18 protein-coding genes are annotated in these 24690 nt (G+C 38.5%); 7 read left to right on the top strand and 11 right to left on the bottom strand.

What is annotated here, in order from left to right; translation table 11 throughout:
• Positions 1–2: 2 nt before the first annotated feature.
• From OK025_RS01575 to OK025_RS01610, 8 genes are all read right to left on the bottom strand, one after another.
• Positions 3–1064 carry a sensor histidine kinase gene (locus tag OK025_RS01575; RefSeq protein WP_317668056.1) on the bottom strand — a complete coding sequence of 354 codons (1062 nt, stop codon included), beginning with the start codon at positions 1062–1064 and terminating at the stop codon, positions 3–5.
• Positions 1054–1416 carry a hypothetical protein gene (locus OK025_RS01580; RefSeq protein ID WP_317668057.1) on the bottom strand — a complete coding sequence of 121 codons (363 nt, stop codon included), beginning with the start codon at positions 1414–1416 and terminating at the stop codon, positions 1054–1056. The genes OK025_RS01575 and OK025_RS01580 overlap by 11 nt, the downstream gene beginning before the upstream one ends.
• Positions 1416–3593 (bottom strand): peptidase domain-containing ABC transporter, encoded by a 2178-nt coding sequence (locus tag OK025_RS01585; RefSeq protein ID WP_317668058.1) that lies wholly within the window; start codon positions 3591–3593, stop codon positions 1416–1418. Before OK025_RS01585 ends, OK025_RS01580 begins: the two co-directional genes overlap by 1 nt.
• Complete coding sequence (locus tag OK025_RS01590; RefSeq protein WP_317668059.1) at positions 3583–6558, bottom strand: lantibiotic dehydratase; 2976 nt, start codon at positions 6556–6558, stop codon at positions 3583–3585. The genes OK025_RS01585 and OK025_RS01590 overlap by 11 nt, the downstream gene beginning before the upstream one ends.
• Complete coding sequence (locus OK025_RS01595) at positions 6555–7661, bottom strand: lanthionine synthetase LanC family protein (protein WP_317668060.1); 1107 nt, start codon at positions 7659–7661, stop codon at positions 6555–6557. Before OK025_RS01595 ends, OK025_RS01590 begins: the two co-directional genes overlap by 4 nt.
• Before the next feature lies 1 nt (position 7662).
• A complete protein-coding gene (locus OK025_RS01600; RefSeq protein ID WP_317668061.1) occupies positions 7663–7818 on the bottom strand; it encodes a hypothetical protein in 156 nt (51 codons plus the stop codon).
• 198 nt (positions 7819–8016) lie between these two features.
• Positions 8017–8172: a class I lanthipeptide gene (locus OK025_RS01605; protein ID WP_317668062.1), complete on the bottom strand. Its 156-nt coding sequence runs from the start codon at positions 8170–8172 to the stop codon at positions 8017–8019.
• A gap of 98 nt (positions 8173–8270) precedes the next feature.
• Positions 8271–8426, bottom strand: coding sequence for a class I lanthipeptide (locus tag OK025_RS01610; RefSeq protein WP_317668062.1), 156 nt, complete (start codon positions 8424–8426; stop codon positions 8271–8273).
• A gap of 347 nt (positions 8427–8773) precedes the next feature.
• Between OK025_RS01610 and OK025_RS01615 the strand changes: the two genes are divergently transcribed.
• A complete protein-coding gene (locus OK025_RS01615; RefSeq protein WP_317668063.1) occupies positions 8774–8896 on the top strand; it encodes a hypothetical protein in 123 nt (40 codons plus the stop codon).
• A 3-nt stretch (positions 8897–8899) separates the two neighbouring features.
• On the opposite strand, the gene OK025_RS01620 is transcribed toward OK025_RS01615, so the two are convergent.
• Positions 8900–9712 carry a hypothetical protein gene (locus OK025_RS01620; protein WP_317668064.1) on the bottom strand — a complete coding sequence of 271 codons (813 nt, stop codon included), beginning with the start codon at positions 9710–9712 and terminating at the stop codon, positions 8900–8902.
• 411 nt (positions 9713–10123) lie between these two features.
• The gene (locus OK025_RS01625) at positions 10124–10717 is read right to left on the bottom strand and encodes a hypothetical protein (protein WP_317668065.1); all 594 of its coding nucleotides are present in this window, start codon (positions 10715–10717) and stop codon (positions 10124–10126) included.
• A gap of 84 nt (positions 10718–10801) precedes the next feature.
• Here OK025_RS01625 and OK025_RS01630 point away from each other — a divergent pair, with 84 nt between their 5' ends.
• The 6 genes from OK025_RS01630 to OK025_RS01655 all read left to right on the top strand — a co-directional run bounded on the left by OK025_RS01630 (position 10802) and on the right by OK025_RS01655 (position 20144).
• The gene (locus OK025_RS01630) at positions 10802–10966 is read left to right on the top strand and encodes a hypothetical protein (protein WP_317668066.1); all 165 of its coding nucleotides are present in this window, start codon (positions 10802–10804) and stop codon (positions 10964–10966) included.
• A gap of 288 nt (positions 10967–11254) precedes the next feature.
• Positions 11255–14464: a TonB-dependent receptor gene (locus OK025_RS01635; protein ID WP_317668067.1), complete on the top strand. Its 3210-nt coding sequence runs from the start codon at positions 11255–11257 to the stop codon at positions 14462–14464.
• Between the two features lie 37 nt (positions 14465–14501).
• Positions 14502–16415, top strand: a complete 1914-nt coding sequence (locus OK025_RS01640) for a RagB/SusD family nutrient uptake outer membrane protein (protein WP_317668068.1) — start codon at positions 14502–14504, stop codon at positions 16413–16415.
• A gap of 33 nt (positions 16416–16448) precedes the next feature.
• Positions 16449–17645, top strand: a complete 1197-nt coding sequence (locus OK025_RS01645) for a DUF5000 domain-containing lipoprotein (RefSeq protein WP_317668069.1) — start codon at positions 16449–16451, stop codon at positions 17643–17645.
• 30 nt (positions 17646–17675) lie between these two features.
• Positions 17676–18911 (top strand): DUF4998 domain-containing protein, encoded by a 1236-nt coding sequence (locus OK025_RS01650; RefSeq protein ID WP_201670357.1) that lies wholly within the window; start codon positions 17676–17678, stop codon positions 18909–18911.
• A gap of 9 nt (positions 18912–18920) precedes the next feature.
• Complete coding sequence (locus OK025_RS01655; RefSeq protein ID WP_317668070.1) at positions 18921–20144, top strand: hypothetical protein; 1224 nt, start codon at positions 18921–18923, stop codon at positions 20142–20144.
• Between the two features lie 95 nt (positions 20145–20239).
• On the opposite strand, the gene OK025_RS01660 is transcribed toward OK025_RS01655, so the two are convergent.
• Positions 20240–24292, bottom strand: coding sequence for a two-component regulator propeller domain-containing protein (locus OK025_RS01660; RefSeq protein ID WP_317668071.1), 4053 nt, complete (start codon positions 24290–24292; stop codon positions 20240–20242).
• Between the last annotated feature and the right edge of the window lie 398 nt (positions 24293–24690).

The raw sequence follows: 24690 nt of genomic DNA on the forward strand, positions 1-24690 counted from the left end.
TATCAAATCCTTAATAATACTTCAAAAATATACCTGTCCCCCTCTACATAATTTTTATGCTCAAACCTGTCTTTGTAATATATAGTAAGTCTTCGAATTGTATTCTTTAATCCTATTCCCGAACTTTCATTATATTTTCTAGGTGTAACCGGAACATGGTTAATGCAAGTGAAATATAAATAATTTTCTTCTATTTTAAAAGATATAGCAATAGGTTTGTTTGGATCATGCAGTATACCATACTTAAAAGCATTTTCTATTACAGTAATGAAAATTAAAGGAATAACTTCAACATCTTTTAATAATGGGTCATAACTCAATTTTACATAAATCTGGTTGTTGAATCTGATTTTATAAATTTTAATTAAATTTTCGATATGTTCAAGTTCCTTTGATAACCGTACATAATGATTTTCCCCTTCAGTTGTTGATAACGAATAACGCATGATATTAGAAAGCAAATAAATTGCCTCAGCAAGCTCAGGCGAGTTGTTGACCGATTTACCATATAGGAAGCTTAACGTATTATAAAGAAAATGTGGATTAATTTGGGCTTTAAGAAAATCCAGTTCCATCCTTGCCGTTAGAATCTCTTTACTCTGCTTTTCAATGAGAATTTCGCTTTTTTCTTTTTCTACTTTTTGTAGTATGCTGGCACTTCTTTTAATAGTCCAGTACCCAAATGAGACGAGATATAACTGAAAATACAGATATCCTGATTCGATAATAAATAGTTTTAATTGAAATCCCTGTTTTATACCATATAAAAAATTAATAAAAGGGATTTTAATTAGATAGCGCAAGATGAGATATAACGCTAAACAGGCAATAGATAGATAAACAGTTTTGAATAAATTTACTTTACAATATTTAAGGACATAAGCAGAATTTATATAGAAAAACAATGCCAGCAGTACATGAGATAGAAAAAAATCAATAAAATAAAAATCACTCTCAAGAATATATAATAACACTAATTTCAATAAAAAATATAAAGTCCAAAGAATAAGTTGGACTTTGATCGGTTCAAATTGTTTTTTCATTCGAAATTTATCAATACTCATCAAATATAATCGTTTTTTTATTTGAGAATTGAGTAAGATTATTGTTTTGCGGAATTATGCACAGGACACTATCATTAAACTGCAGAATTTTCACGGGGTATCCTTTGATGTGGGCACGATCGGGGAGTCGGCTCTTTGATATATTCTTCCCATTTGCGGGACTGATAATTATAAATCCAAATTCCCGATTAACATATTCAATTTTGAACCTATCCATTTTGGATACGCTATCCTTTCTATTATATAGCATGCCGTACACCAGACCACTCATAACAAATACGACAATAAGTACGATAATTAAAGGAACTAAGGGGATCCTACCTAGACTTTTATCTAATTCTTTTTTTTCCATTATGCACCTAGTTCTAATTGATTTTTTACTAATTGAAAATATTCAGTCTTTTGTTTTGTAAGTTCCTGGTGGGTGCCAGTTTCTACGATCTGGCCGTCCTTCATCACAATAATCTGATCAGCGTTTTTTACTGTACTTAACCTATGTGCAATAACAAGAACTGTCTTCCCTTCGAAATAATTATCCAAGTTTTCGGTGATCTTTTTCTCATTATTAGCATCAAGAGCACTTGTTGCCTCATCAAAAAAAAGATAGTCCGGGTTTTTATAAACAGCTCTCGCAATTAGAATACGCTGTTTCTGTCCTGTGCTGATCCCGATTCCATTTGTCCCCAATATTGTCTCGTACCCCATTGGTAATGAATGGATAAAATCATGGATATTAGCAATTTTCACAGCATCTTCCAATCTTTGGTAATCTATCTCCGCTTCATGGACCACGATATTATTTCTAATGCTATCTGTAAAAATAAACCCTTCCTGCATCACAGTTCCACATATTTTCCGCCATGAATGATTTGAAATAGAATTGATATTTAGGTCTTCAATCATGATTGTGCCCATCGTGGGCTTATAGAATTTCAAAAGCAGTTTTAACAGCGTTGTTTTCCCACTCCCACTGGTACCAACGATCGCAGTAATCTTATTTGAAGGTATGGTTAGATTTATCTTATTCAATACGTTTTTTTTGCCATCATAAGAGAATGAGACATCTTTAAGGATGATATCATTCGCTTTTGCTATGTCGACATTATCGGATTCCAATTGGCTTTCATCCTCGTAATGATGTATATCATTAATCCTATCCATACTCATTTTCGCTTCCTGATACGTTTGGATAAACTCAACGATCTGTACAACCGCCCCATTTAATTGACCTATAATAAAAGAAATTGAAAGCATCATTCCCAAGGTCAATTCCTGATTCAAAACCAATCGTGCAGCCATGAACGTAATAAAGATATTTTTAAGCTCATTGATCAGGGCGGCGCCGGTAATCTGATGCTGTTTGAGCTCTATGCTAGTCAAATTGATTTTGAATAATTCAACCTGCAATTTCTGCCACTGAGAAATCTTGCAGTTTTCGGCATTGTGAAGCTTAATTTCCTGCATTCCATAAATCAGCTCAATATTTTTATCCTGATTTGTTGATAGCTGGTTAAATCTTTTATAATCTATTAATGCGCGTTTTTTAATAAAAAGACTGATCCATGAAAAATGCAAGATGCTTCCAACAAGAAAAATTAGAAATATAAAAGGATTATAGTAAAACAGAACTCCTCCAAAAATAAAAAAGGCTAAAAATGTAAATACAATATTTAGTAATCCACTCGTAATAAAACTATCAACCCTTTGATGATCCAATATTCGTTGAAGAATATCACCCGCTAATTTCGAATCGAAAAACTTGAGCGGTAATTTCGTCAATTTGTAAAAAAAGGCCGAAATAAGATTTAGATTGACTCGTGTACTGAGATGAATAAGTACCCTGGTTCGTATGACTTCAATGAGGGTCTTGCCGAAGAATAGAAAAATCTGTCCCAGAAGCATCAAGTAAATAAAAGAAAAAGACTTCCCAATGATCCCAATATCGATTATTTTTTGATTGATAAAAGGCAAGGTCATTTGCATCAAACTTGTAAGTACCAGCGCCAAAATCAATACAAATATTGTTTTCTTATACTGAAAAAGGGTATCAAATACATGGTCGAAACTTACAGAACTTCTGGTTTCAATCCCTTCGATAAAATCTTTAAAGTTCTCATTCGGTTCTAATAAGAGTAAGATTCCTTCGCCTTCATCGCTGAAATATCTTTTAAATTCGGCATGTTTATACCTGATCAGGCCCGCTGCAGGATCTGATATATACATATATTTTGAAGTGATCTTATATAGCACGACAAAATGCTTTTGTTGCCAATATATAATACAGGGTCCTAAATCTTCTGTTATTAGATCCTGGAAGCTGATTTTAATGGCATCAGACTCAAAACCGATTTTAATGGCAGCATTCCTTAATCCACCGATTGTACTCCCCATACGATTGGTCCCGGAGACATCTCTCAAGTAATTGATGTCCATCTTCTTTCCATAGAAACAAGCGATGATTTTTAGACATGTTGGACCACAATCCATCACATCTTTCTGAATAAAATGGGGGAACTGCCTAAACAACATAATTATTTATTTTTATTAAGGATGTATAGCCTTTTTTCAACAAATAGTAAATCATATATTCTTTAGTCCTATCGAACTTAGCAAGATACCTGTTTACCGTCATATGAATAATCGAACGCATTAAGTTTTCAAATACAGTAGGAGCATTACTTTCTTTTAGCATCCTGGAATGGATGGAAAACATCCTGTCTTCCTCCGAATTTAAGTGTAATGAACGAATTAGATCCTTACCTAAGTCCCTAAAGATCAAATCCCCATTAACACGATTTTCCTTTTTACCGAAATATCCAATGTCATGTATCAACCGCTCAAAAAATTCAAATTTTTCTTCCCAAGCATAAGCAAAAGAATCCATAATGGTGTTAACACGAATAGCGACGGCTTTTAGCTCATCATTTAATTCATCACTGTAATCTTTATTCTTATGATCTAAAAAATGAAGACTGTCTTCATAAAAGATATTCTCTATTGATTCGATATTGTGCTCACCATACCTTTCTATTTCACGGTCATATTCTTCGATAGACAGGCGCAGAATTTCTTCACTGGAAAGTTTCTCAGCAATCATGTAACGACATTTCCATGCTTCATCTAAGCTTTTTAGGCAAATTCGTAACCTGATATGGGTATCTGAATCTTCATATTTAATGAAGAAGAATTTCTCTAACATTCCGTTTTTTCGTAGTTCAGAGATGATAGGCTTCACTATTTTCACCAAATAAGTATCAAAATTACTTTCAGACATGTAAATTTTATAATATAGCCACTCCGAACTTAGCTCAAACTTTCTTTTTACATTTCCGTTTTCACTGAACCTTTCGTTTCTTGGTATTTTTCTAATCTTTGAATTTTCAACTTTCAGTACATATTGATTTGATGCAGGGACGAGTATTCCATTATTTGATTGAGAAATTACATTCAGTTCAGGCAACAGATGCTCCCTTAGTATTACTTTTTCCATTTTCTTTATCGATTCTTTAAGGATCGCAATGGAAATTTCATTATTTAAGTCAATAACAAGGTCATTGTCATTCTCTTTCAATTCGATGAACCGGGGCAATAGGTATTTCTCCCGTAGGAAATGGACATCCTGATCGTTTGACAATCCCAAAATCTCCCGAGTAGATAAATTCCAGGTAGCTGGGAAAATAATTACATTTTTTAAAACCACCCTCGGAAGAAACTCGAAGTTCTTTGAAAATTTCCCCCAGTAGAAGTATGCTCCCAAATTATTGTGTTGCGTCTGTACATCAACTAGAAATTCATATAATTTAAGTGTATTATAACTGGTGTTGTGGGCAGAAATAATTTTAGGACTTAGAAATCGACCTAATTTTTTACTCCTTAAATAAACAAAATCATCAATAACAGAAACCATAATATCATCTAATGGAATCGTATGCTCCGGGTTCTTATAGGAGTTTGATAAAAATGGAATCTCATAATCCAACGAAAAATCTCTATTTAAAATGTTAGCGACCCGATTGTCAGGAAGATGTGAAAGATCGCAAAACAGTAGGTCAGGATTTCTCTCTTTTTCATAGTCTGCAATATTTTTAAGTTCCTCTTTGAATTGACTTCCTAAATGCGAAAACCGTCCTAGGATGTTCCCTGAACTCATCCCTCCAAAACTCTCAATAAGAAGATCTTTACCGTCATGGTTTAATGTCTTAACTACTAAAGTTGAGGTAGATGGATATGCATACTTATGAAGTGGAAAATCGTTGATATCACTTTCCTTTAGCGCTATTTCATACGTGTTATTTATATGAGCATCAACTAACTTTTTTAATAGAAAATCTTCGATCAAACATTCTGTTTCATCGGAAATGCTATTTTCAAAATGATATCCAATTCCGAGTTCTGGGTCCAACACTTCCAATAGAGGCACCTCTCTTGTTTCAAATTTTTGGAAAAACTTTCTGGCAAATAATTGCATTTTTCCCCGATAGATAGGCTTAGATAATCGACAGAAAAGAGGTAGAATCTTTTCTATTTCTTCGATAGTCTTTGCGGCCAATCCACCAGATTCCAACTCACGATAGCTATCGACCTGAAACAATTTCTTTTTGGTCAGATCAAGTCCAAGTTCGATAAGAATTGTTTCTACTTCCTTATATTTTGAAATATTATCCGGTCTGTTTTCACGATCTATATCTTCTATTATCCGAATGATTCGGGTCAGAGAGGAATTAATAATCGTTAATGTGGATTTTAATGCCTCCTTCTTGCTGAGGATGTCTAGCAGATCGTACAGAAAATTTCCTCCAATTATTCTTGGTTCAAGTTCACTTACTATAATTTGTGAAGAAATTAGACTATTTATATATTCATCAGTTTCCTCGACTGAAAACCCAAAATTTTGGATAGTTGCCCTAATTTCAACATAGTCAACAAAAGTATTTTTACAAAGATTATATACCGCTTTCAGATATTCGTCGAGTTCGACAGATGAAATATTAAATTTCTTCCTAAACCCAGCTATCTTTCCTTCATAGTATCGTAAACTACCTCTTAATATATAAGATGTCGAATTTAAAGTGAACCTTAGATTTTCTCTGACGCCATCCTTCGATAATATCAGTTCTTTTAGTTCACAAAGAACATCCATATCTAGTCTCGTTTTCTGTTTTAACTCGCCTAAAACTATTTTTTCTGATTCATTTGGCAAATTTGGCCCTAACGTTACCGAAGAGAATTTTCCGAATGGCGTTGATCTGGTGGATGCCCTAAGTATATATTTAGCTAATTTTTGTACTAATCTTTTATTTCGCTTAATAGCTTCAGGGTCAAACTCCAGTTTTTCTAGCTCGCTATATAGATCTGCAGAGGCTAGATAAAGGCTTTCAAGAAACTGTCTGTCATTTATGAATGTAGATAAATCATCTTCGGTTAATGAATTGATGTATGTAAAAGAAGGAGTTCTGACTAACAGGCTATCTTTTTGTACTTGATAATCTTTCATAAAAAAAATAATTTTAAAAAATCATTATGGGGTTCTTTCTCTATCATAGCTAAAGTAAGACAAACGCCTGTGCCCCCATTGAGAAGAGATTTTTGATTCAGTTCTGCATTGTTGTTGCTATCTAAAAAATCTTCCACTGGAATGCTATAAGATTGCCCCAGACTAACTGTATGAATATTTGAATTGACGTTCTTCAGGGCTTGACGGAGAAGAAATTTGGACGATAAACCATGACATAGGAAAATATCTTTTTGGTCCTTAACCAGTGGTCTTTCTGCAATTGATTGAATCGTATTTTTCAAATTCGGATAAATAGGGTTTAGAGCTGTCAAGGTTGAACATTTTAAAACAAAATTCACGATGCCAAGGTCCCCATAACACCAGCCACTGATTGCTGAATAAGCATAGCTTCCTGTTTCCATATCATACTTTATTGGAAAAATATTTGCCCCCTCCTCTGCAAGATTTAATGGCTGATCCTCAAAAACCTTTAAAATATTAACTAAACTAGTAGTAATCAAGTCGGTTAATACCCCTTTTTCTAGTAAATTGAATAAAATATTACCCAAACCGGCATATCCGTGAGCAATACCAAAATCAACCGTATGCTTGCCTATCAATGGATTTACAATGAAATCATTTGTTTCTTGCTTTTTGGTTCTTTCGTTTAATTCAATCAATACGCTTTCGAGCACTTTGGTATCTACCGGACCCACAGAAAAAGCTGCAAGGATTCCTCCTGCACCATATAAATTATCCCAAATATTATTATTTACTAAATATAAAAGCTCTTCGCCCAGTGCATCATTTGCATCGTCAAAATCAGGAAATTGAAGAAATGAGAGTTCTTTTTTACTTGACAAATACCCATAAATTGCATATACTCCAGCCAGACCATCTATATAATTCAGAACTAAGGGATTTTTTTCTTGTATACTGTCGATCAGAGAGTTGTTCAGAGAAATTAGATCTTCCTTTTTGATAAAAGAATAACTTTTCAAGTATAGAATACAGCATAATAGAAAGTATCCTCCTTCGCCATCCAGTCCAATATTTTCTGATTGACTTCTATCTAATCCTCTAAACAATTTCTCTAACAACATATTAGTAGTTTTTTGTCATGTCCTGCTCTAGTGCTGTAGTCAACATTGTTGGAATAGTACCAAAGTCATTCATTTTTGAATTCCCTGCCGCTACAAATTGAGATTCGTTTTCACGAAGTATTGGGTATTTTCTGATAAGAAGTTGGATTTTTTTCATAATTTTTTACTTTGGTAAAGCACCTCGGTATGAGGTGCTTTATTGGTCTATTAAACGATTGCATTCCCTGGAGTTGGAGAAATTTTGATGAAGTATTCCGCTCCTGTTACTCCTCTTAGTGTTCAAGGATTGGTCCATTGCACTTCGTTTTAAACTGTGATTTAAGAAATCAGTGTCTTTGCATTTTTTTGTACAATACTAGGAAAGAGTTTCTTTTTCCTTAATAGTACACGATGACGATTTGAATACACATACATCACCTGCCGCAGCTTTTCCGCCCTGAATTTGGTCTAAGATACTTTCGTTCAACTTCGCTACATTTTTCTTGTTGATTTTTAATTTTTTTGAGTTCATAATAATTTGATTTATAAATTTGTCCCTACTCTAACTGCTTTTCGGGTCCCGCCTATTTTTCTTCCTTTTTTGAATCAGTTTCCTGACGTTTTTTTATACTAGGAAAGAGTTTCTTTTTCCTTAATTGTACACGATGACGATTTGAATACACAGACATCACCTGCCGCAGCTTTTCCGCCCTGAATTTGGTCTAAGATACTTTCGTTCAACTTCGCTACATTTTTCTTGTTGATTTTTAATTTTTTTGAGTTCATAATAATTTGATTTATAAATTTGTCCCTACTCTAACTGCTTTTCGGGTCCCGCAATAATTTTGATATACGAATGTAGCAGCTAAAAAAAATTGCACATTATTTTTTACACAAAACCCGAATATCCACTGATAAAACCAGCGTTTGAAGAAATTAAAATCTTTAAGAAAGAATTCATTAGTCGTATTTGGGAACACAATAAGCACCTTTAGACCAACGATCTGAAAAGTTCAATCGGTAGCTGTTCTCATTATATAAAACGACAACAAGCTTACTTTCGAAAGAAATGCTCAACATAAAAATTGGCTGGCGTCTTACAATGAAAATTCAATTGTCTTTTAAAACATTGGATGACGAAACACAAAAGAGGAAACGTAAAAAAAGCCACATGGTATGATGTGGCTTTTAAACTATCGGCTGTAGTCCAACGATCAGGAAAACGCGATAAATGGTGGAAATGGGAAGATGGCTAATTGTTATTGAAAGTATTCAATGACATGATAAGTACCATCTTGATATTTATCGAGTAGTTCTTTTAAATAATATTTGTGTTGTACTCCGGTCAAGACAACTATTTTTTTCCCACTATACTTGTTAGCGTGTCTGATGATATTAATAGCCATTGTATTATTTCTTAGATCCCAAAAATTACACCAAAGCTGATAGCCATCCCGGTAAGAGATCTTTTCACCATTTGGTTTCACAATATATTTCTCTCCAAAAATTACTTCGGAATGAGCTATTTTGGGCATCTCATGATGCTGAAGAGTTTGTCTATATCTGTTCAAAGTTTCAAAAGCGACGGAATTCAATGTTTTTATATCTGTTTTTGAAAAGTTAAACAGCGCTTTATTCGCTTCTTTATATTTCTCATAGATCGCTTTATTAGATTCACTTAACTTACCGACTTGATACAAGCTATCAATAAGCTGTACTGTAAGGTAATCCGCCGGTACCATACCCCTATCTTTTCTATACTGATTTCTACCCTCAAATTCGAATGGTAAATTGAGTGTTTCAGGATACTTTTTTAGATATCTTAATGTAGCAGTCTGCTCGTTTGACGTTAGACGGATTTCCTTCGCATAATCTTTAATCTGTTCGCTATCATTTTCTTGCAAGAGTATATCTGGTCCGATCTTATCTAAAATTTCAAATAGCATATCTGGACTCAATATGGCTGAGGAGTCATGCACCGTGCCAATGATATAGAGCTCTGTCTTAATCGAGGTCTGAGCTTGCGTCAAGTTTAAAAATAAAACTGATAGACTTACAAAAAGGTATTTCATTATAAAATTAATATTTAGGTATTGTTAAAAGTAATACTTCCAAATATAAGAAAATCAGTAGTTAGGCGAAAATTCTTATCCATTTGAACCGATTTCATCGATATATGAAAAAAGATTTTTCATAATACTATTTCAGATTTGCCATTGTTCTACTGATATAAATGCATCAAGCTAGCCTTTTTAGAAGAAATGCTCAACATAAAAATTGGCTGGCGTCTTAAAATGAAAATCCAATTGTCTTTTAAAACATTGAATGACGAAACAAAAGAGGAAACGTAAAAAAAGCCACATGGTATGATGTGGCTTTTAAACTAAATTTGAATGGTTTACTCGTGATCTGCCTTTATACTCATCTAGGCAGATCACGCGTTATAGAGATACTTATTTATACAAATTGATCGATTTGGATACTTACTCATACCAATAATCGAGTGGTACATATTGATATTTAGTCTTCACCGTTGTCTTATTGTTGTACATATCGTAAATACGCTGATGAACAATATAAAATTTCCCATCAGACGAAGTCGCCCGTATTTCATAGGGTTTTGTTGCATGATCTCTATAGGCAGCTGAATAAATTCCTTCATATCCTTTATAAACAGTGACATTTAAAATATTACCGGAATCATAATACTCAATAATCAACGTATTTCCCCCATTCGGATCAACTTCTCGATATCTAGCCTTACGGCCAAATACACGATCAACTACCGGTTTATTTGCCTTGGGTGTAAATCCGGCAGGAAACAGCTCAAATGTATATCCCAATCGATGTTTGTACGACCTAAATTTGGCTTTAACAGCTGTCTTTGACGGAAGGCTAGCAATAGCTCGATTGAACTCAAGTTCTTTTTGGCTTTCAATAATGCTATCCTGTCGTTGCTTTGCCTGCATAGCCATCAGGGTCTGAACAATAAATTCGATTTTATCAGTGTCATTTATATCGCCTACCGATAATACATCAGCTTCAAACTCCTTATCTGTATTCTTATATCCGATCACTCTATACTTCTGCTTTAACTCAGTTTTCCTATTCCTCAGATCGTACTAACCTTTGGAGAAATTCAAAACTTTACATTTATAGATGTGGATAAAGCCATTTCTACTGCCTTATTAGCGCATAAAGATGGACTATACGTTGTATTTGTCAATGGTACCGAAATCAAGCAGCTTACAGATCCTGTTGAGATCGATGAAAAATCTGAGATAGCCATCATTAGATTAACATTTCTGGCCGGAAGAATGACGTAAAAAAAAGCACATCTCCCGATGTGGCTTTAATAGACATATAGCCCAGTAGTGGTCTGCCCTCCCCATTACCGGGCAGACCATTCCCAAAATTCGCACAAAGTCGGCGGTAAATAACATGTATTCAACAGCAACTTCCCAAACGTCACCCCATAGTGATAACGCCAAGAATTGATTGGCATATTGACCATTTCACCCCCTTTTTTTGCTGTAAATCCCCTCGAATTATCCAATTCATTGTAACGATAATTGTACCTAACATAACTCAATTTATAACCAAAATTCTTATTAATGAAAAGATGGAAGAAGATTAAATCTCGTCTAGGAATTTTTATATTTCTAATGACGGCAACTTGTTGTGCAGCTATGGCGCAACAGGTTCGTGTACAAGGAAAAGTCTCCTCGGAAAATGACGGCACAGCGGTATCAGGCGTCACAGTAAGTGTCTTGGGGGGCACTATGCGCGTATCTACGGATGGAAATGGAAACTATGTACTTAATACCAACAAAACTGCGACATTAGTATTTAGTAGTGTCGGCTACGCACGTCAGGAAATTTCCCTGACCGGAAAAAAAACAGATGCCAACAATACCATCACCTTAGACATCCAAATTAAACTAAACGAAAATGTTATCGACGATGTCGTTGTCACGGGTTTTGGTCAACGCGAAAAAAGAGCTTCCGTAGTTGGCTCCGTAACCACGATTAATCCGAAAGAATTAAAAGGCCCGACGAGCAACCTAACCACTATGCTCGCTGGAAGGGTTGCCGGTATGATTGCCTTTCAACGCAGTGGTGAACCTGGATCTGATAATGCGAATTTCTTTATTCGGGGACTTGGAAGTTTTGGTACCGGAAAACAGGACCCATTGATTCTCATCGATAACATCGAATCTTCACCGACCGATATGGCCCGCTTACAGCCCGATGATATTGCGAGCTTTTCTGTCCTTCGCGATGCCAATGCGGCCGCCATGTATGGTGCCCGGGGTGCAAACGGCGTCGTTCTGATCACCACAAAACTGGGTAAAGAAGGGGCTACAAAATTTGAATTCCGTACAGAAAGTAATGTTTCTACCAATACCCGAAATTTTAAATTTGCAGACAACATCCGCTACATGGAAATGGCCAACGAGGCCTACCTGACAAGACCTGCTGACGCGGCCAGTGGACAGGGGCTTCCGTATTGGCAGACCAAAATTGACCATACAAGAGCCGGAGACAATCCGCTGCTCTACCCGAATAATAATTGGATTGACCAGCTTATAAAAGACTATACCATAAACCAACGCAATAACCTAAATATCAGCGGCGGTGGAGCAAAAGCAAAGTACTACCTATCCGGTACATATAACATCGACAATGGTATTTTGAAGATGAACGGAATCAACAATTTCAATAACAATATCAAGTTAAAAAATTACTCCGTCCGTTCAAATGTTGATATCAACTTTACCCCTACAACGACAGGTATCGTACGTGTATATGCTCAGTTTGACGATTACAATGGACCGATCGGCAGCACAGACGAAAATGGAAGCCGTATCAATGGTGGAGCTGCGACCTTCAGACGCGCCATCTGGTCGAATCCTGTGATGTTCCCGGCGATCTATCCGTCTTCGTATATGCCATACATGAATCACCCTTTATTTGGTAATGCACTAAATAGGAATGGTGGTTTATTTGTAAACCCTTACGCCGAAATGGTACGTGGTTACCAAGAATTTAATACCTCGACGATCATGCCACAGATTCAGATTAACCAAAATCTAAATGCATTGATCCCCGGTCTGAGCCTTACGGCAATGACCTATCTAAAACGTTATGCTTATTTTGAAGTAAGCCGCAAATATAATCCTTTCTATTACACGGCATCTGCTGATGCTTCTGGCGATCTAAGCCTCCGGGTCATGAACGATGGTTCACTGGGATCGATCGGAACTGTTGGTACCGAATACCTCGATTATTCGGAGTCTGCAAAAGAAGTGAATTCGATGTTTTATGCACATGCGATTGCCAGCTATAATCATGCTTTTGGTAAGCATAATGTAGGAGCCACAGTGATCGGTTTAGTTCAGAATTCATTGAGTGGGAATGCCGGAAACTTGCAATTGTCGCTGCCTTCACGCAATATCGGTCTTTCTGGTCGCTTTTCGTACAATTTTGATGACCGTTATATCGCCGAGTTTAACTTTGGTTACAATGGTTCGGAACGCTTTGCCAAAAATCGTCGCTTAGGTTTTTTTCCTTCTTTTGGGCTTAGCTACAATATTTCCAATGAATCATTTTTCGAACCTGTCAAAGATGTCATTTCAAAACTAAAAATCCGTGCCACCCATGGTTTTGCCGGGAACGATCAGATCGGCCGTTCGCAAGATCGCTTTTTCTATTTATCTGATGTAGACATGAATGCCTTTCAGATTGGATTTGGTGAGCTTTCGGGATATACCAGACCAACCATCGCCATACGACGTTATGCCAATGAGGATATCACATGGGAGCGATCGCGCCAGACAAACTTAGGACTCGAACTCGGCCTCTTTAAAGACCTCGAGTTAAATGTAGATGTATACAAACAGATCCGGAGCAATATTCTCACCGGCCGATCATATATACCGAGTACAATGGGCCTTCGCGCCGCGATCGTCGCCAATACGAATAAAGCCGAAAGTAAAGGGGTAGATGTGACGCTAAATTATAACAAAAACTTTGGCGACAGCTGGTACATTCAGGGACGTGGAACGATGACTTATGCCGTGAGCAAGAAACTGATTGTAGATGAACCCGCATACAAAGAAGCCAGTCGCTATACAGTAGGTACTTCGGCGTCCCAAGAGTTTGGTTATATCGCTGAACGACTTTTTGTGGACGATCAGGAGGTACTGAATTCTCCGGTTCAATTCGGAAAACCGGGCTTAGATTATCTGGGTGGAGACATCAAATACCGTGACGTAAATGGCGATGGACAGATTACAGATTTAGACCGCGTCGCGATCGGATACCCCACCACGCCAGAAATGATCTATGGCTTTGGCGGTACTGTGGGTGGAAAAGGCTTAGATTTTAGCTTTTACTTTCAGGGATCTGCACGCTCTTCCTTTTTCATTAATCCCGAAAATATTTCGCCCTTCTATTTAAATGGTGGTTCGCAAAACGGCCTTCTACAGGTCATTGCCGATAGTTATTGGAGTGAAGAAAATCGAAATCTATACGCCTTTTGGCCTCGTCTAAGTGAAAACATTATAGCGAATAATAACCAAAGAAGTACCTGGTGGATGCGTAGTGGTGCTTTCCTTCGATTGAAAACAGTGGAAGTAGGTTACACGTTTAAGGAAAGTTTGATGAAACGCCTCAAAGCAAAAAACCTTCGGGTATACGCCAATGGAATGAATTTATTTGCCTTAAGCTCTTTTAAAATGTGGGATGTCGAGATGGGTGGAAAAGGAATAGGCTATCCGATTCAGGCCGTATATAACATAGGCTTACAACTGAGCTTTTAATGTGAACTACAATTAAGAAATCATGAAAAATAAAAATATGAAAAAGACAGCAACCTATATCGCATGCCTCTTGTTTAGTGCTTTTGGAGTTTCTGCCTGTAAAGATTATATCGATGTCGTTCCGGACAACGTGGCGACAATTGACAATGCCTTTTCCTTACGAAATGAAGCTGAGAAATTTCTCTTCACCTGCTACTCGTGGTTACCAAATAATTCGGATGCCCAAAGCAATATTGGATTTCTTGCCGGCGATGAGGTATGGCTACCTGTTGCCCAGCGGGAAATCTATCCGGCGAATAACTGGCGTATCGCCCGCGGCGGGCAGAATGTCAATCAACCACTTGTAGACTCCTGGAGAAGTGGTTTATGGATCGCTATCCGAGATTGCAATATCTTTTTAGAAAATGTTTCTGATCTGTCCAAGGTACCTGATCTCTCAATCGATGATCGTTCGCGATGGATTGGAGAAGTATTGTTTCTAAAAGCTTATTACCACTATTTGTTATTCCGCCAATATGGACCAATTCCCGTTGTCGAAAAAAACATCTCACTTGACGCAGATCAGTCTGCTGTACGGGTAGAACAGCGCCCTGTCGATGAGGTGGTCAATTACATTGTTTCTTTGCTGGACTCTGCTGCACAAAAATCTGTTCCTTTAATTATCCCCAATAAGGCCGCGGAACTTGGACGGGTGACCAAACCCATCATTCAGGCTGTAAAGGCTGAGGTATTGCTGACTGCCGCAAGTCCCCTATTCAATGGAAATACAGATTATCAGGCCATGCGCAATAGCAAAGGCGAACAGCTGTTTAATCCAACTTATGAGGCCTCCAAATGGACGAAGGCCGCGGAAGCTGCAAAAGCGGCAATTGAATCTGCCGATGCTGCGGGCATCCGCTTCTTCCCTTTCAATAAGGCCGAATATGGACAGTTTAAAATGAGCGATGCAACCGCACAGGTGCTGGGCATCAACCTGGGCTTCAATGAGCGTTGGTCTGCTGAACACATCTGGGCAAACCCCAATTACCAGGCATGGAATATACAGCGGGATGCGATGCCCCTCTTAACCCCGGAAGCAGTGGTCGGTACGGCAAGACAACACCTCAGCGCACCGCTGAAAATTGCAGAAATGTTTTACACAAAAAATGGTGTCCCCATCAATGAGGATAAAACCCTCGATTTTAACGACAAGTCGAGTCTACGCGCGGCTACCGCTGCAGATCGGTATTATATCAAAGAAGGGTATACTACAGCGCGTCTAAACTTCGACCGCGAGCCCCGATTTTATGCTGACCTGGGTTTTGACGGCGGCATCTGGTTCAAGTTTGATACCAAAAGCCTATCGGATGAGGATACGTATTATGTACAGGCGAAGCTAAATCAGCCGGCTGGTGCCAATAACCATGGGTGGATCAATGAAACTGGATACTTCCTTAAAAAATTAGTGAATTGGGAACAAGCTTTCAGTAGCAATGGTGTCAGTTATAAATCCTACCCTTGGCCAGATATGCGCCTAAGCGATATTTATCTGATGTATGCTGAGGCGTTGAATGAAGCCAATGGTCCTTCAGCTGATGTTTACACGTATTTAGACCGCATACGTGAACGTGCTGGGATCCCCGGTGTCCTAACGTCTTGGAGCCAGTATTCGTCAAACCCAGACAAGCCTACGACCAAAGAAGGTCTTCGCGAAATTATCCAGCGTGAACGAATGATCGAATTGGCCTTTGAAGGAAAACGCTATTGGGATCTAAGGCGCTGGAAACTGGCCGTTAAATATTTCAATCAGAACATTACCGGATGGAGCGTAAATCAGGAGATCAGTGCAGATTATTACCAGATAAGAACATTGTTTCAGCAGACATTTGTGGCCCCTAGAGATTATTTCTGGCCAATTGCCCAAGGTGAATTAACGGTAAATCCTTCGTTGACACAAAATTTAGGCTGGTAGTCCTTTCAATTTTATCCTTAAAGTCATAAAGAAATGAACATAAACAGAAAATTGATACAGACCATATTTTTGTTCTGCATCTTATTCCAAAACTGCAAAGAAGAAATTCAAGTCGCTCCTGTTGTCAACAGTACTGCACCGGGGCAAGTCAGTAATGTGAAGGTAGAAAACCTGGCCGGGGCCGCACGTATTACCTATACCTTACCAAAAGATCAGGATCTATTGTATGTCAAAGCCGTCTATCAATTAAAATCAGGTAAAGAAATGGAGGTGAAATCCTCCTACTATAACAACACACTTCTCGTGGAAGGTTTTGCAGATACAAATCCGCATTCGATCAAGCTCTATGCCGTAAATAGAAGTGAAATCAGTTCGGCGCCTATCGAAGTCTCCGTAACGCCTTTAGAAAATCCCATCTGGAATACCTTTCGGAGTCTGGAGGCCATTCCAGCTTTTGGTGGCATTCGGATCACTGCCGAAAACGAGACTGAGAAAAATCTCACCGTGATGGTGATGGTCGATTCGTTGGGTGAATGGGTACCTTCTGTAGACAACATCTATACTTCCGCTAAACAGATTTCACGTACCATCCGTGGGTTTGCACCAAATCCCAAACAGTTTGCGATTACCGTGAGAGACAAATACATGAATTTTACCGATACGCTTGTGACGACTTTGACCCCGCTGTTTGAACAGGCACTTCCCAAATCACGGTATACTGCGGTTACATTACCCACCGACGCCAAACAGCAATATACTTCCACCGGACTATCCAAGATGTGGGACGGAGACAATTGGAACTGGCCCAATATATCTTTGACTGACGTCACTGTCAATGGCCCACAATGGGTCACATTTGATACCGGTAAGTTGGCCAAAATGAGCCGCATTGTGATCTGGGACTATCCAGAATACACCAACAGTGGCCGTATGTATTATTATGGTGGGAACGTGCGATTTTTTGAAATATGGGGTTCGGACAACCCGCCTTCAGACGGAAGCTGGAACAACTGGACGCGCTTAGGTACCTTCGAAAGCAAAAAGCCTTCTGGACTACCCATGGGGCAACAAACAGATGAGGACTATCAACTTGCCAATTCGGGTTTAAGCTTTGACTTTGATATCAGTGCACCGAAGGTCCGCTATCTACGCATCAAAACCATTAAAAATTGGCAGGGATCGTCCTTTATGTCCATCGCCGAATTACAGGTTTATGGCGATCCACGTTAATACAACTTGTTTATTATCAATTAGACTATTATGAAAGTAGCACATATTAAAACATTCTTTATCATGTCTTTGCTTAGCATGGCCATGCTTTCTTTCCTTTGCTGTTCAAAAAGTGATGATTATAAAAAGTACCTGGAAGGCGGTGAAATTTCCTACACCGGAAAAATTGATTCCGTCAAGGTCTTCTCTGGTAAAGAGCGCGTCTATATCACTGGATTATTTATGGCCGACCCCAAGGTAGATCGCCTCAAAATATACTGGGATAATCGGCAAGATTCGACTGAGTTAAAAATCAATCGTACGGCTGGCGTAGACACCTTAAAAATTTCACTGAAAATAAGTGAAGGAGTACATAATTTTGAACTTATCACCTATGATGCCCAAGGCAATAAGTCGCTAAGCGTTTTTAAAACTGGCGTATCTTATGGCGAACGGTTCAGCTCGGGACTTATCAACAGACCAATGTATGCTGTTGACTACTTTGCTGGCGATCAAAAAACCACCGTCAATTGGGGGGGAATCGATCTGACAAGTGGTGCTCAGTTTACAGAAGTTGAGTATACCAATACGTCAGGTAAATTAGTTGTTCAAAGAGACTCTATCAAGTTAGGTAAAAGTATTCTATCGGATTTTCTCCCTGGCAAACCACTCCGCTATCGTACATTGTTTGTCCCGGATTCTTTAAGTATAGATACATTCTACACGAACTATTCCGCAAATATATCGCCCAAGGAGGTTTATCTAAAAAACATGAACTTTCCTTTCGAGACTTCTGCCATGGGCGGTGATCGCTGGGGCACTCCGGCGGTGTGGCTTGTCAATGATGCGGCAAAGAACTTCAAGACAGCAGATGGAAAATATTATGGTGGAATTGAGATTCGGGATAAAAAAGCCTGTTTATCTTTGGAAGCAGGTTGGTGGCAATGGGCCTCACCCTCACCCAACTTAGCGCCAATTGTAAATGGTAAGATTTATCAAACGACCAACCTACAGCCCGGAAAATATCGTTTTACAGTCTCAAAGATTGACAAAGGCAGCGCCGGTGTCGTTCACCTCATCGCCGCAAAAGGCAATGCCTTGCCCGATCAATCAGCCTTGAATACAGCCTTAGGCTTTCAAACCCTATCTGGAAGCAGTGCAATATTCGAATTTACCGTAACAGAAGCAGGACCTGTAACCTTGGGTTTTCTCGGAAACATGAATGGAACCGCATCAGACGGCTCTTATTTTAAAGTCTCTGGCAATATGATCTTTGAAAAATTATAACCAAAATAGATGAATAGATTAGTTTTTTATGTCTTTTTTACAGCCTGCACTTTAGCAGGCTGTAAAAAGGCTACTCCCGAAAGCAGTATAGTAAAGCCTACAGAAAAAACAGATGATATCGCACTTGCTACGCTTGGTAAATTAGCTTTTTCCAATATCACGACTACAGGTGCTATGATTACAGGAAAAGTGCTAAACAAAGGTGGTGCACTTGTTACCAGTCGTGGCATCTGCTGGAACAAAGACCCGAATCCGACAATCGACAACAATCCGATGGAAGCAACTTCCAGTAAAGGTTCTGGTGAATTTACTGTGGCACTAACAGCCCTTGCCCCCTCACAAACCTATTACATTAGACCTTACGCCAAAAATAAGGGCGGAATTGCTTATGGCGAACAACAGGTATTGACCACTGCCGATATCCAATCGGTTACATTCGGGACGAACCCCATCTTTATTGTAGGATCATCAATTGCTTACTACGATGTCAATATTATCAGCAGTGGTGGTGGCGCTGTGACTGAACGAGGGCTATGCTGGGGCCTACAGGAAAAACCGACGGTCACTGATCATAAGGTTATGAATGCTGCAACAGGCACGGGCAAATTTCGAATCGGCATGCTCAATCTTACCCCGAGTACAAATTATCATTTACGCGCTTATGCGATCAATGAAACAGGCGTAAGCTACGGACCCGACATTTCCTTCCATACAATCGCCAAGGGCAAAGTAACCTATACATTCAATAAAGTCGACAATCCAACAGCGCAACAACTTGCTGCATACCAACGATTGCAAGTGGCTCTGGACAGTGCGGTCTGGTATGCCAATAATTATACTTCGGCCACCAAACATGTTTACCTCAACTACGACCCCGGGGTTCCGACAGCCGACGCGAATAACGAGGGCTGGATGCGATTTGGTGCCAGCGAGGGCTACCAAAATATCCGTACCATGTTGCATGAGATGAACCATACCCTCGGTACCGGGACGACAAGCTGGTGGTCACAAGCGATTATCAATGGCAAATATAGTCTGGCAAATGCCAACAATATGTTAAAAATGATCAACTCGGACGAATCAGCCGTTATAAATGGCGATAGCATGCACTGGTGGCCCTATGGTTTAAATCAAAATTCAGAAGTCAGTTCAAGCTGGGATTACGTATACAATTGCCTGATCATAGAAGCAATGCGGAAAGACGGCATGACCAGTCACAGTGGCGCTTACTAGCGGATAACTGAGCCACAAAAAAAGAGAAGAAAAACAGCAGTATGTTAAATAGCTACCGTTTTTCTTCTCTTTTGCATTTTAAGTGCCTCAGGTGATTAACCGATACTAGTAGGTACGCTTCCCAGATGGCTGTAGCGCTTGCGGTATTCTGAGGGCGAACAACCAAAAATTTTGGAAAAATGCTGCCTAAAATGTTTGATATCTTTGAAACCAACTTGATAAGCGGTTTCATTAATGTTAGTCTTGTTTTCTATAAGTAATTGCGCAGCCCGACGCATCCGAATAGATCGGATAAATTCGTTGGCAGATTTGCCTGAGATAGATTTTATCCGCCTATACATATTGGAATGACTCATCCCGAGCTCTTCGGCAAGCATCTTTACCGTAAAATTTTCATTCAATAAGTGCTTTTCAACCACGGCTATTGCCCGTTGCAAAAAATCTTTAAAAGCTGCCGGAACTTTATGGTCTTTGGACTGCAAGGTAATTTCACTATAAAAATAGGTATGTAATCTATTTTTATTTTCAATTAGACTTTCTACACGTGCAACGAGTAGCTCCCTGTCAAAAGGTTTGACGATATAGTCATCTGCACCAACTTCTATGCCTTTTAATTTGACATCAAAAGACGCACTTGCTGTTAACAAGATAATAGGTATATGACTTAGCTTTATGCTGCTCTTCATCTGTTTGCAGAGATCAATTCCGGAAGTTCCGCTCATCATTACATCACTAATGACAATACTTGGTTCTAATTTCTCTAAAATGGCTGATGCCGTTTCAGCACTATTTGCTTTGACAACCTGATATTTGTCAGAAAAAATACGAGCAATATAATTTAGCATATCTTCACTGTCGTCGACGATCAATATTTTCTCCTGCAAATCATTTTCATACAATTCATCAAGTGCCTGGCTTTTCACGGGATAAGTTGAAGCTGAAGGTTCGGGCTGCTCTCCGGCTACGGCACTACGATATCCAGTCGCTGTTTGTTGTAATTCGACGCGGTCCACAACAGCTGATGAACTGGCCTGGGTAATCGGTAATGTAATTGAAAAAGTTGCTCCAGCATGCGGATTTGCAAGATATTCCAATCTACCTTGATGTAGATTAATGAATTTTTTCACAAAAAACAGTCCGATTCCAAAACCATCAGCACTATGATTAAATAAACTAAAATTGCGTTTAAAAGGTTTAAAGATTTCTTCCGTTAGCTGAGTTGGATAGCCCTGTCCCGAATCAATGATATCACACCTTAGTTCCTGGTTTATACGACTCACTTTAATACAGACAGATCCGCCATTTATCGTATATTTAAGTGCATTTTGAAGTAGATTGATAAAACAAATCTCCAATTTTTCATAATCTGCATTTAAGATTAGTCTTTCAATATCAGTCTCAAATGCGTAACTGATATTTCGAGAATTGGCCAATTGCCTAAAAGAATCAAATGTCTCCCGCAAAACCTGTATGATATCAAATACTGTATAAGCAAGCTCATCAAAATTTCCATCGGATTTTCTAAACAAAAGAAGTTTATCTGCAAGATTTAACAATCGCTTGGAATGATTGTAAACAGACAGCAGTTCCTCTGACTCGCCCATATTTTTTTTTGATTTGTTGACAATGTCTTTGATGGGATTTACAATGAGTGTCAGTGGTGTCCTAATTTCATGGACGATATGGGTAAAAAATGTCAGCTTATCTTCGATTAACTCGTGCTCTTTTTCCCGTTCAAATTCGGCCGTCTTTAATTTAAAAAGCAATAGATCCTTATTCTCCCGATACCTATTATAAAGATAGATGACCGCAACAAGCAGCAAAAGATACCCGATATATGCCCATATACTTCGATACCAAGGGGGTAAAACTTCCACGTCAATAACACGTTCTGCTTGATTCCATTGGCCATTTGCGTTACTCGATCGGATATGCAATTTATACTTGCCTTCCCTGAGATTCGAATAATAAGCAGTCCGCTGTTTATTGACGTAATTCCAATCTTTATCCCAACCTTCTAAATAATAGGCGTAGTCGATCCTATCCGAAAAACTATAATCCAATGCTGCAAAAGAAAAGGATAAAATGGCCTTATCATACGGTATTTTTAAGCTTTGAACAGCGTTCAAAGAGATTTGCTTATACGCTTCACTTTGCCCATATGGCACATTACCAATGCTCAATCGGGTCAATTTTAATGCGGGAAACCTGGTCTTAAAAAATATATCCTGCGGTCTGAATAAATTGAACCCACGGATACCACCAAAAATCAACAGATCGTCCCGTAATTTAATGGCAGCGTTGTAATTAAATTGATTGCTCTGGAGACCGTCTGACTGATAGAAGTTTTGAAATGTTTTTTTTTGTACATCCATTTTGGAGAGTCCATCAAGTGAGGACATCCACATATTACCCTGTGCATCCTGTAAGCCATTCAACAACGTATTGCTAACAAGGCCATCCTTTTCGGTATAGCGTCTATAGTTCATCGAGCTTAGATTCAGATGTAAAAGTCCACCACCCTCTGTGCCAAGCCAAAGAAAACCGCTTTCTGTTTGTTGGATAAAACGAATTGGGCTTCCAATGTGATAGCTATTGTATTTCATCGTACGCAAGTCTAGTCGGAATAAGGCACTCCACGATCCCATCCACAAAACAGTATCCTTGTCTTCAAAAAAAGTTAACACATCGTTTATCGGCAAATTGAGGTGTTTAAACTGATCTGCGATGGTATCCAAGTAATAGACATTTCCACTGGCGAGTGTTGAAGCCCAAAGCGTACCCCTACTGTCTTTAAATAAACGCCATACAGCATTATTGACATATTGAGAATTAGGATAATAGCAGGTATAATGTTTTACCTGCCCAGTTTTGGGACTTAATTTGACGATTCCCATATCATAACTTCCAATCCACAACTGGTCATTTTGATGTTGGATTAATGAGGTTATAAAAGCGGGTTTAACATCCTTATGCGCTGAATAGGGATAATGGACCAAGCTACCTTTTGATATACTCCATTTGTATAATCCATCCCCATCAGTTCCGATCCATATATGATTTTGATCGGCTTGCTCGAACGATAAAATAAAGTCGGCAGTATTTACCTGTTGGCTATTGGGATTAATTTTAAATGTATGGAACCTTCTTTTTGCAGGATCCACAATATTAACCCCACCTCTCAATGTACCGATCCATAGCCGGTCGTCCGCATCTTCCAGTACGGCAAAAACAGATCGACTGGTTAATTGCTGTTGGTCAAATCCGATATCATATTCAAACGTTCGCGTCATGCTATTAAATTTCTGTATGCCGCTGCCGTCTGTACATATCCATAGCTTTTTGTCTTTTCCAAAATAAAGGTTAACGACTGCTTTTCTATAGGTATCGTAATTATAGTTCGTAAAAGTGCCTGTTTTTATATGATAACAGATAATTTTTTGGTTGCTGGCAAACCAAATATCTCCTGTAGGTGCTACAGCCATCGTTGTCGACTGGAAATCAACTGTTTTTACGATTGAAAAAAGGTGTTTTTTGCTATCGTAATAAGCCAAACCAACATGGTCTATGAATGCCCATACTCCCGCATCCACTGCTTTGCAAATAGCAGAAACACGATAATAGGGCAGCTGTTGGCCAGCGTAGTGTAAGGGTATCTTTTGGGCGACACTTCCCGTTTTTGTTTCTTCAATTTTAAATAGTCCTTCAGATCCACCATGTACAAACAATTGGCCGAGAATATCTTTCTCTATCTGATGAATCGGAAAATTTAGGGGCCTATTTCCTTTAGGTGAGGTCACCAAAACTTGCTCACACTGTGTGCGATTGGGATCTATCACTGCTAGTCCACCTTTGGTCGCAACATATAGTTGTGCCGAAGGACTTTCGGCGACAGCTGTCACCCGGTTGTCAGGCAATGTATTTTTAGACAATGGATCGTTTTTAAAAACTTTAAATTCGTACCCATCGTAACGGTTCAAGCCATTTGATGTTCCAAACCACATAAATCCCTCCCCATCCTGAAAGATCGCAGTAACGAAATCATTGGAAAGCCCTTTATCAAGGCCTAAATAGACGATAGACGACTGACACCATACGACATGAATAGGCCAAAATAATCCCAAAAGAATCAAGTAGAGATTTTTCATAAATAGTTTATAACTGTGTTTGTGACACTTAAATTACGAAAAGCCTCTTGATCAACAAACTGAAATGCAATATTTATTATCCAACGAAAGTATCCTTCCCGTGATTATTGCAGTTATTTGCTTTAGAAGTGTTATTACTACATTTCAGGGAGCATTAACCGAAGAGAATTTAATATCATAAATAGGTAAGCCAAAAGGAAAAAAAGTGTACATCAAACCGTTTACTCCATGGAGACTACAAATGTATTTTCGGCGTATTATATAAAAATAATTTTATGCGGCAGAACTATGAGCTCTAAAATAACAGAATAGAAAAATTCGGCAAATGGATGGAACGACGAGGGGAAATCAGCGATCCATTGATTGCTATAGGCTGACAGCTGGTGTAAGTAAACTAA

Origin of the sequence: Sphingobacterium sp. UGAL515B_05 (assembly GCF_033097525.1) — a bacterium.
Classification (GTDB): domain Bacteria; phylum Bacteroidota; class Bacteroidia; order Sphingobacteriales; family Sphingobacteriaceae; genus Sphingobacterium.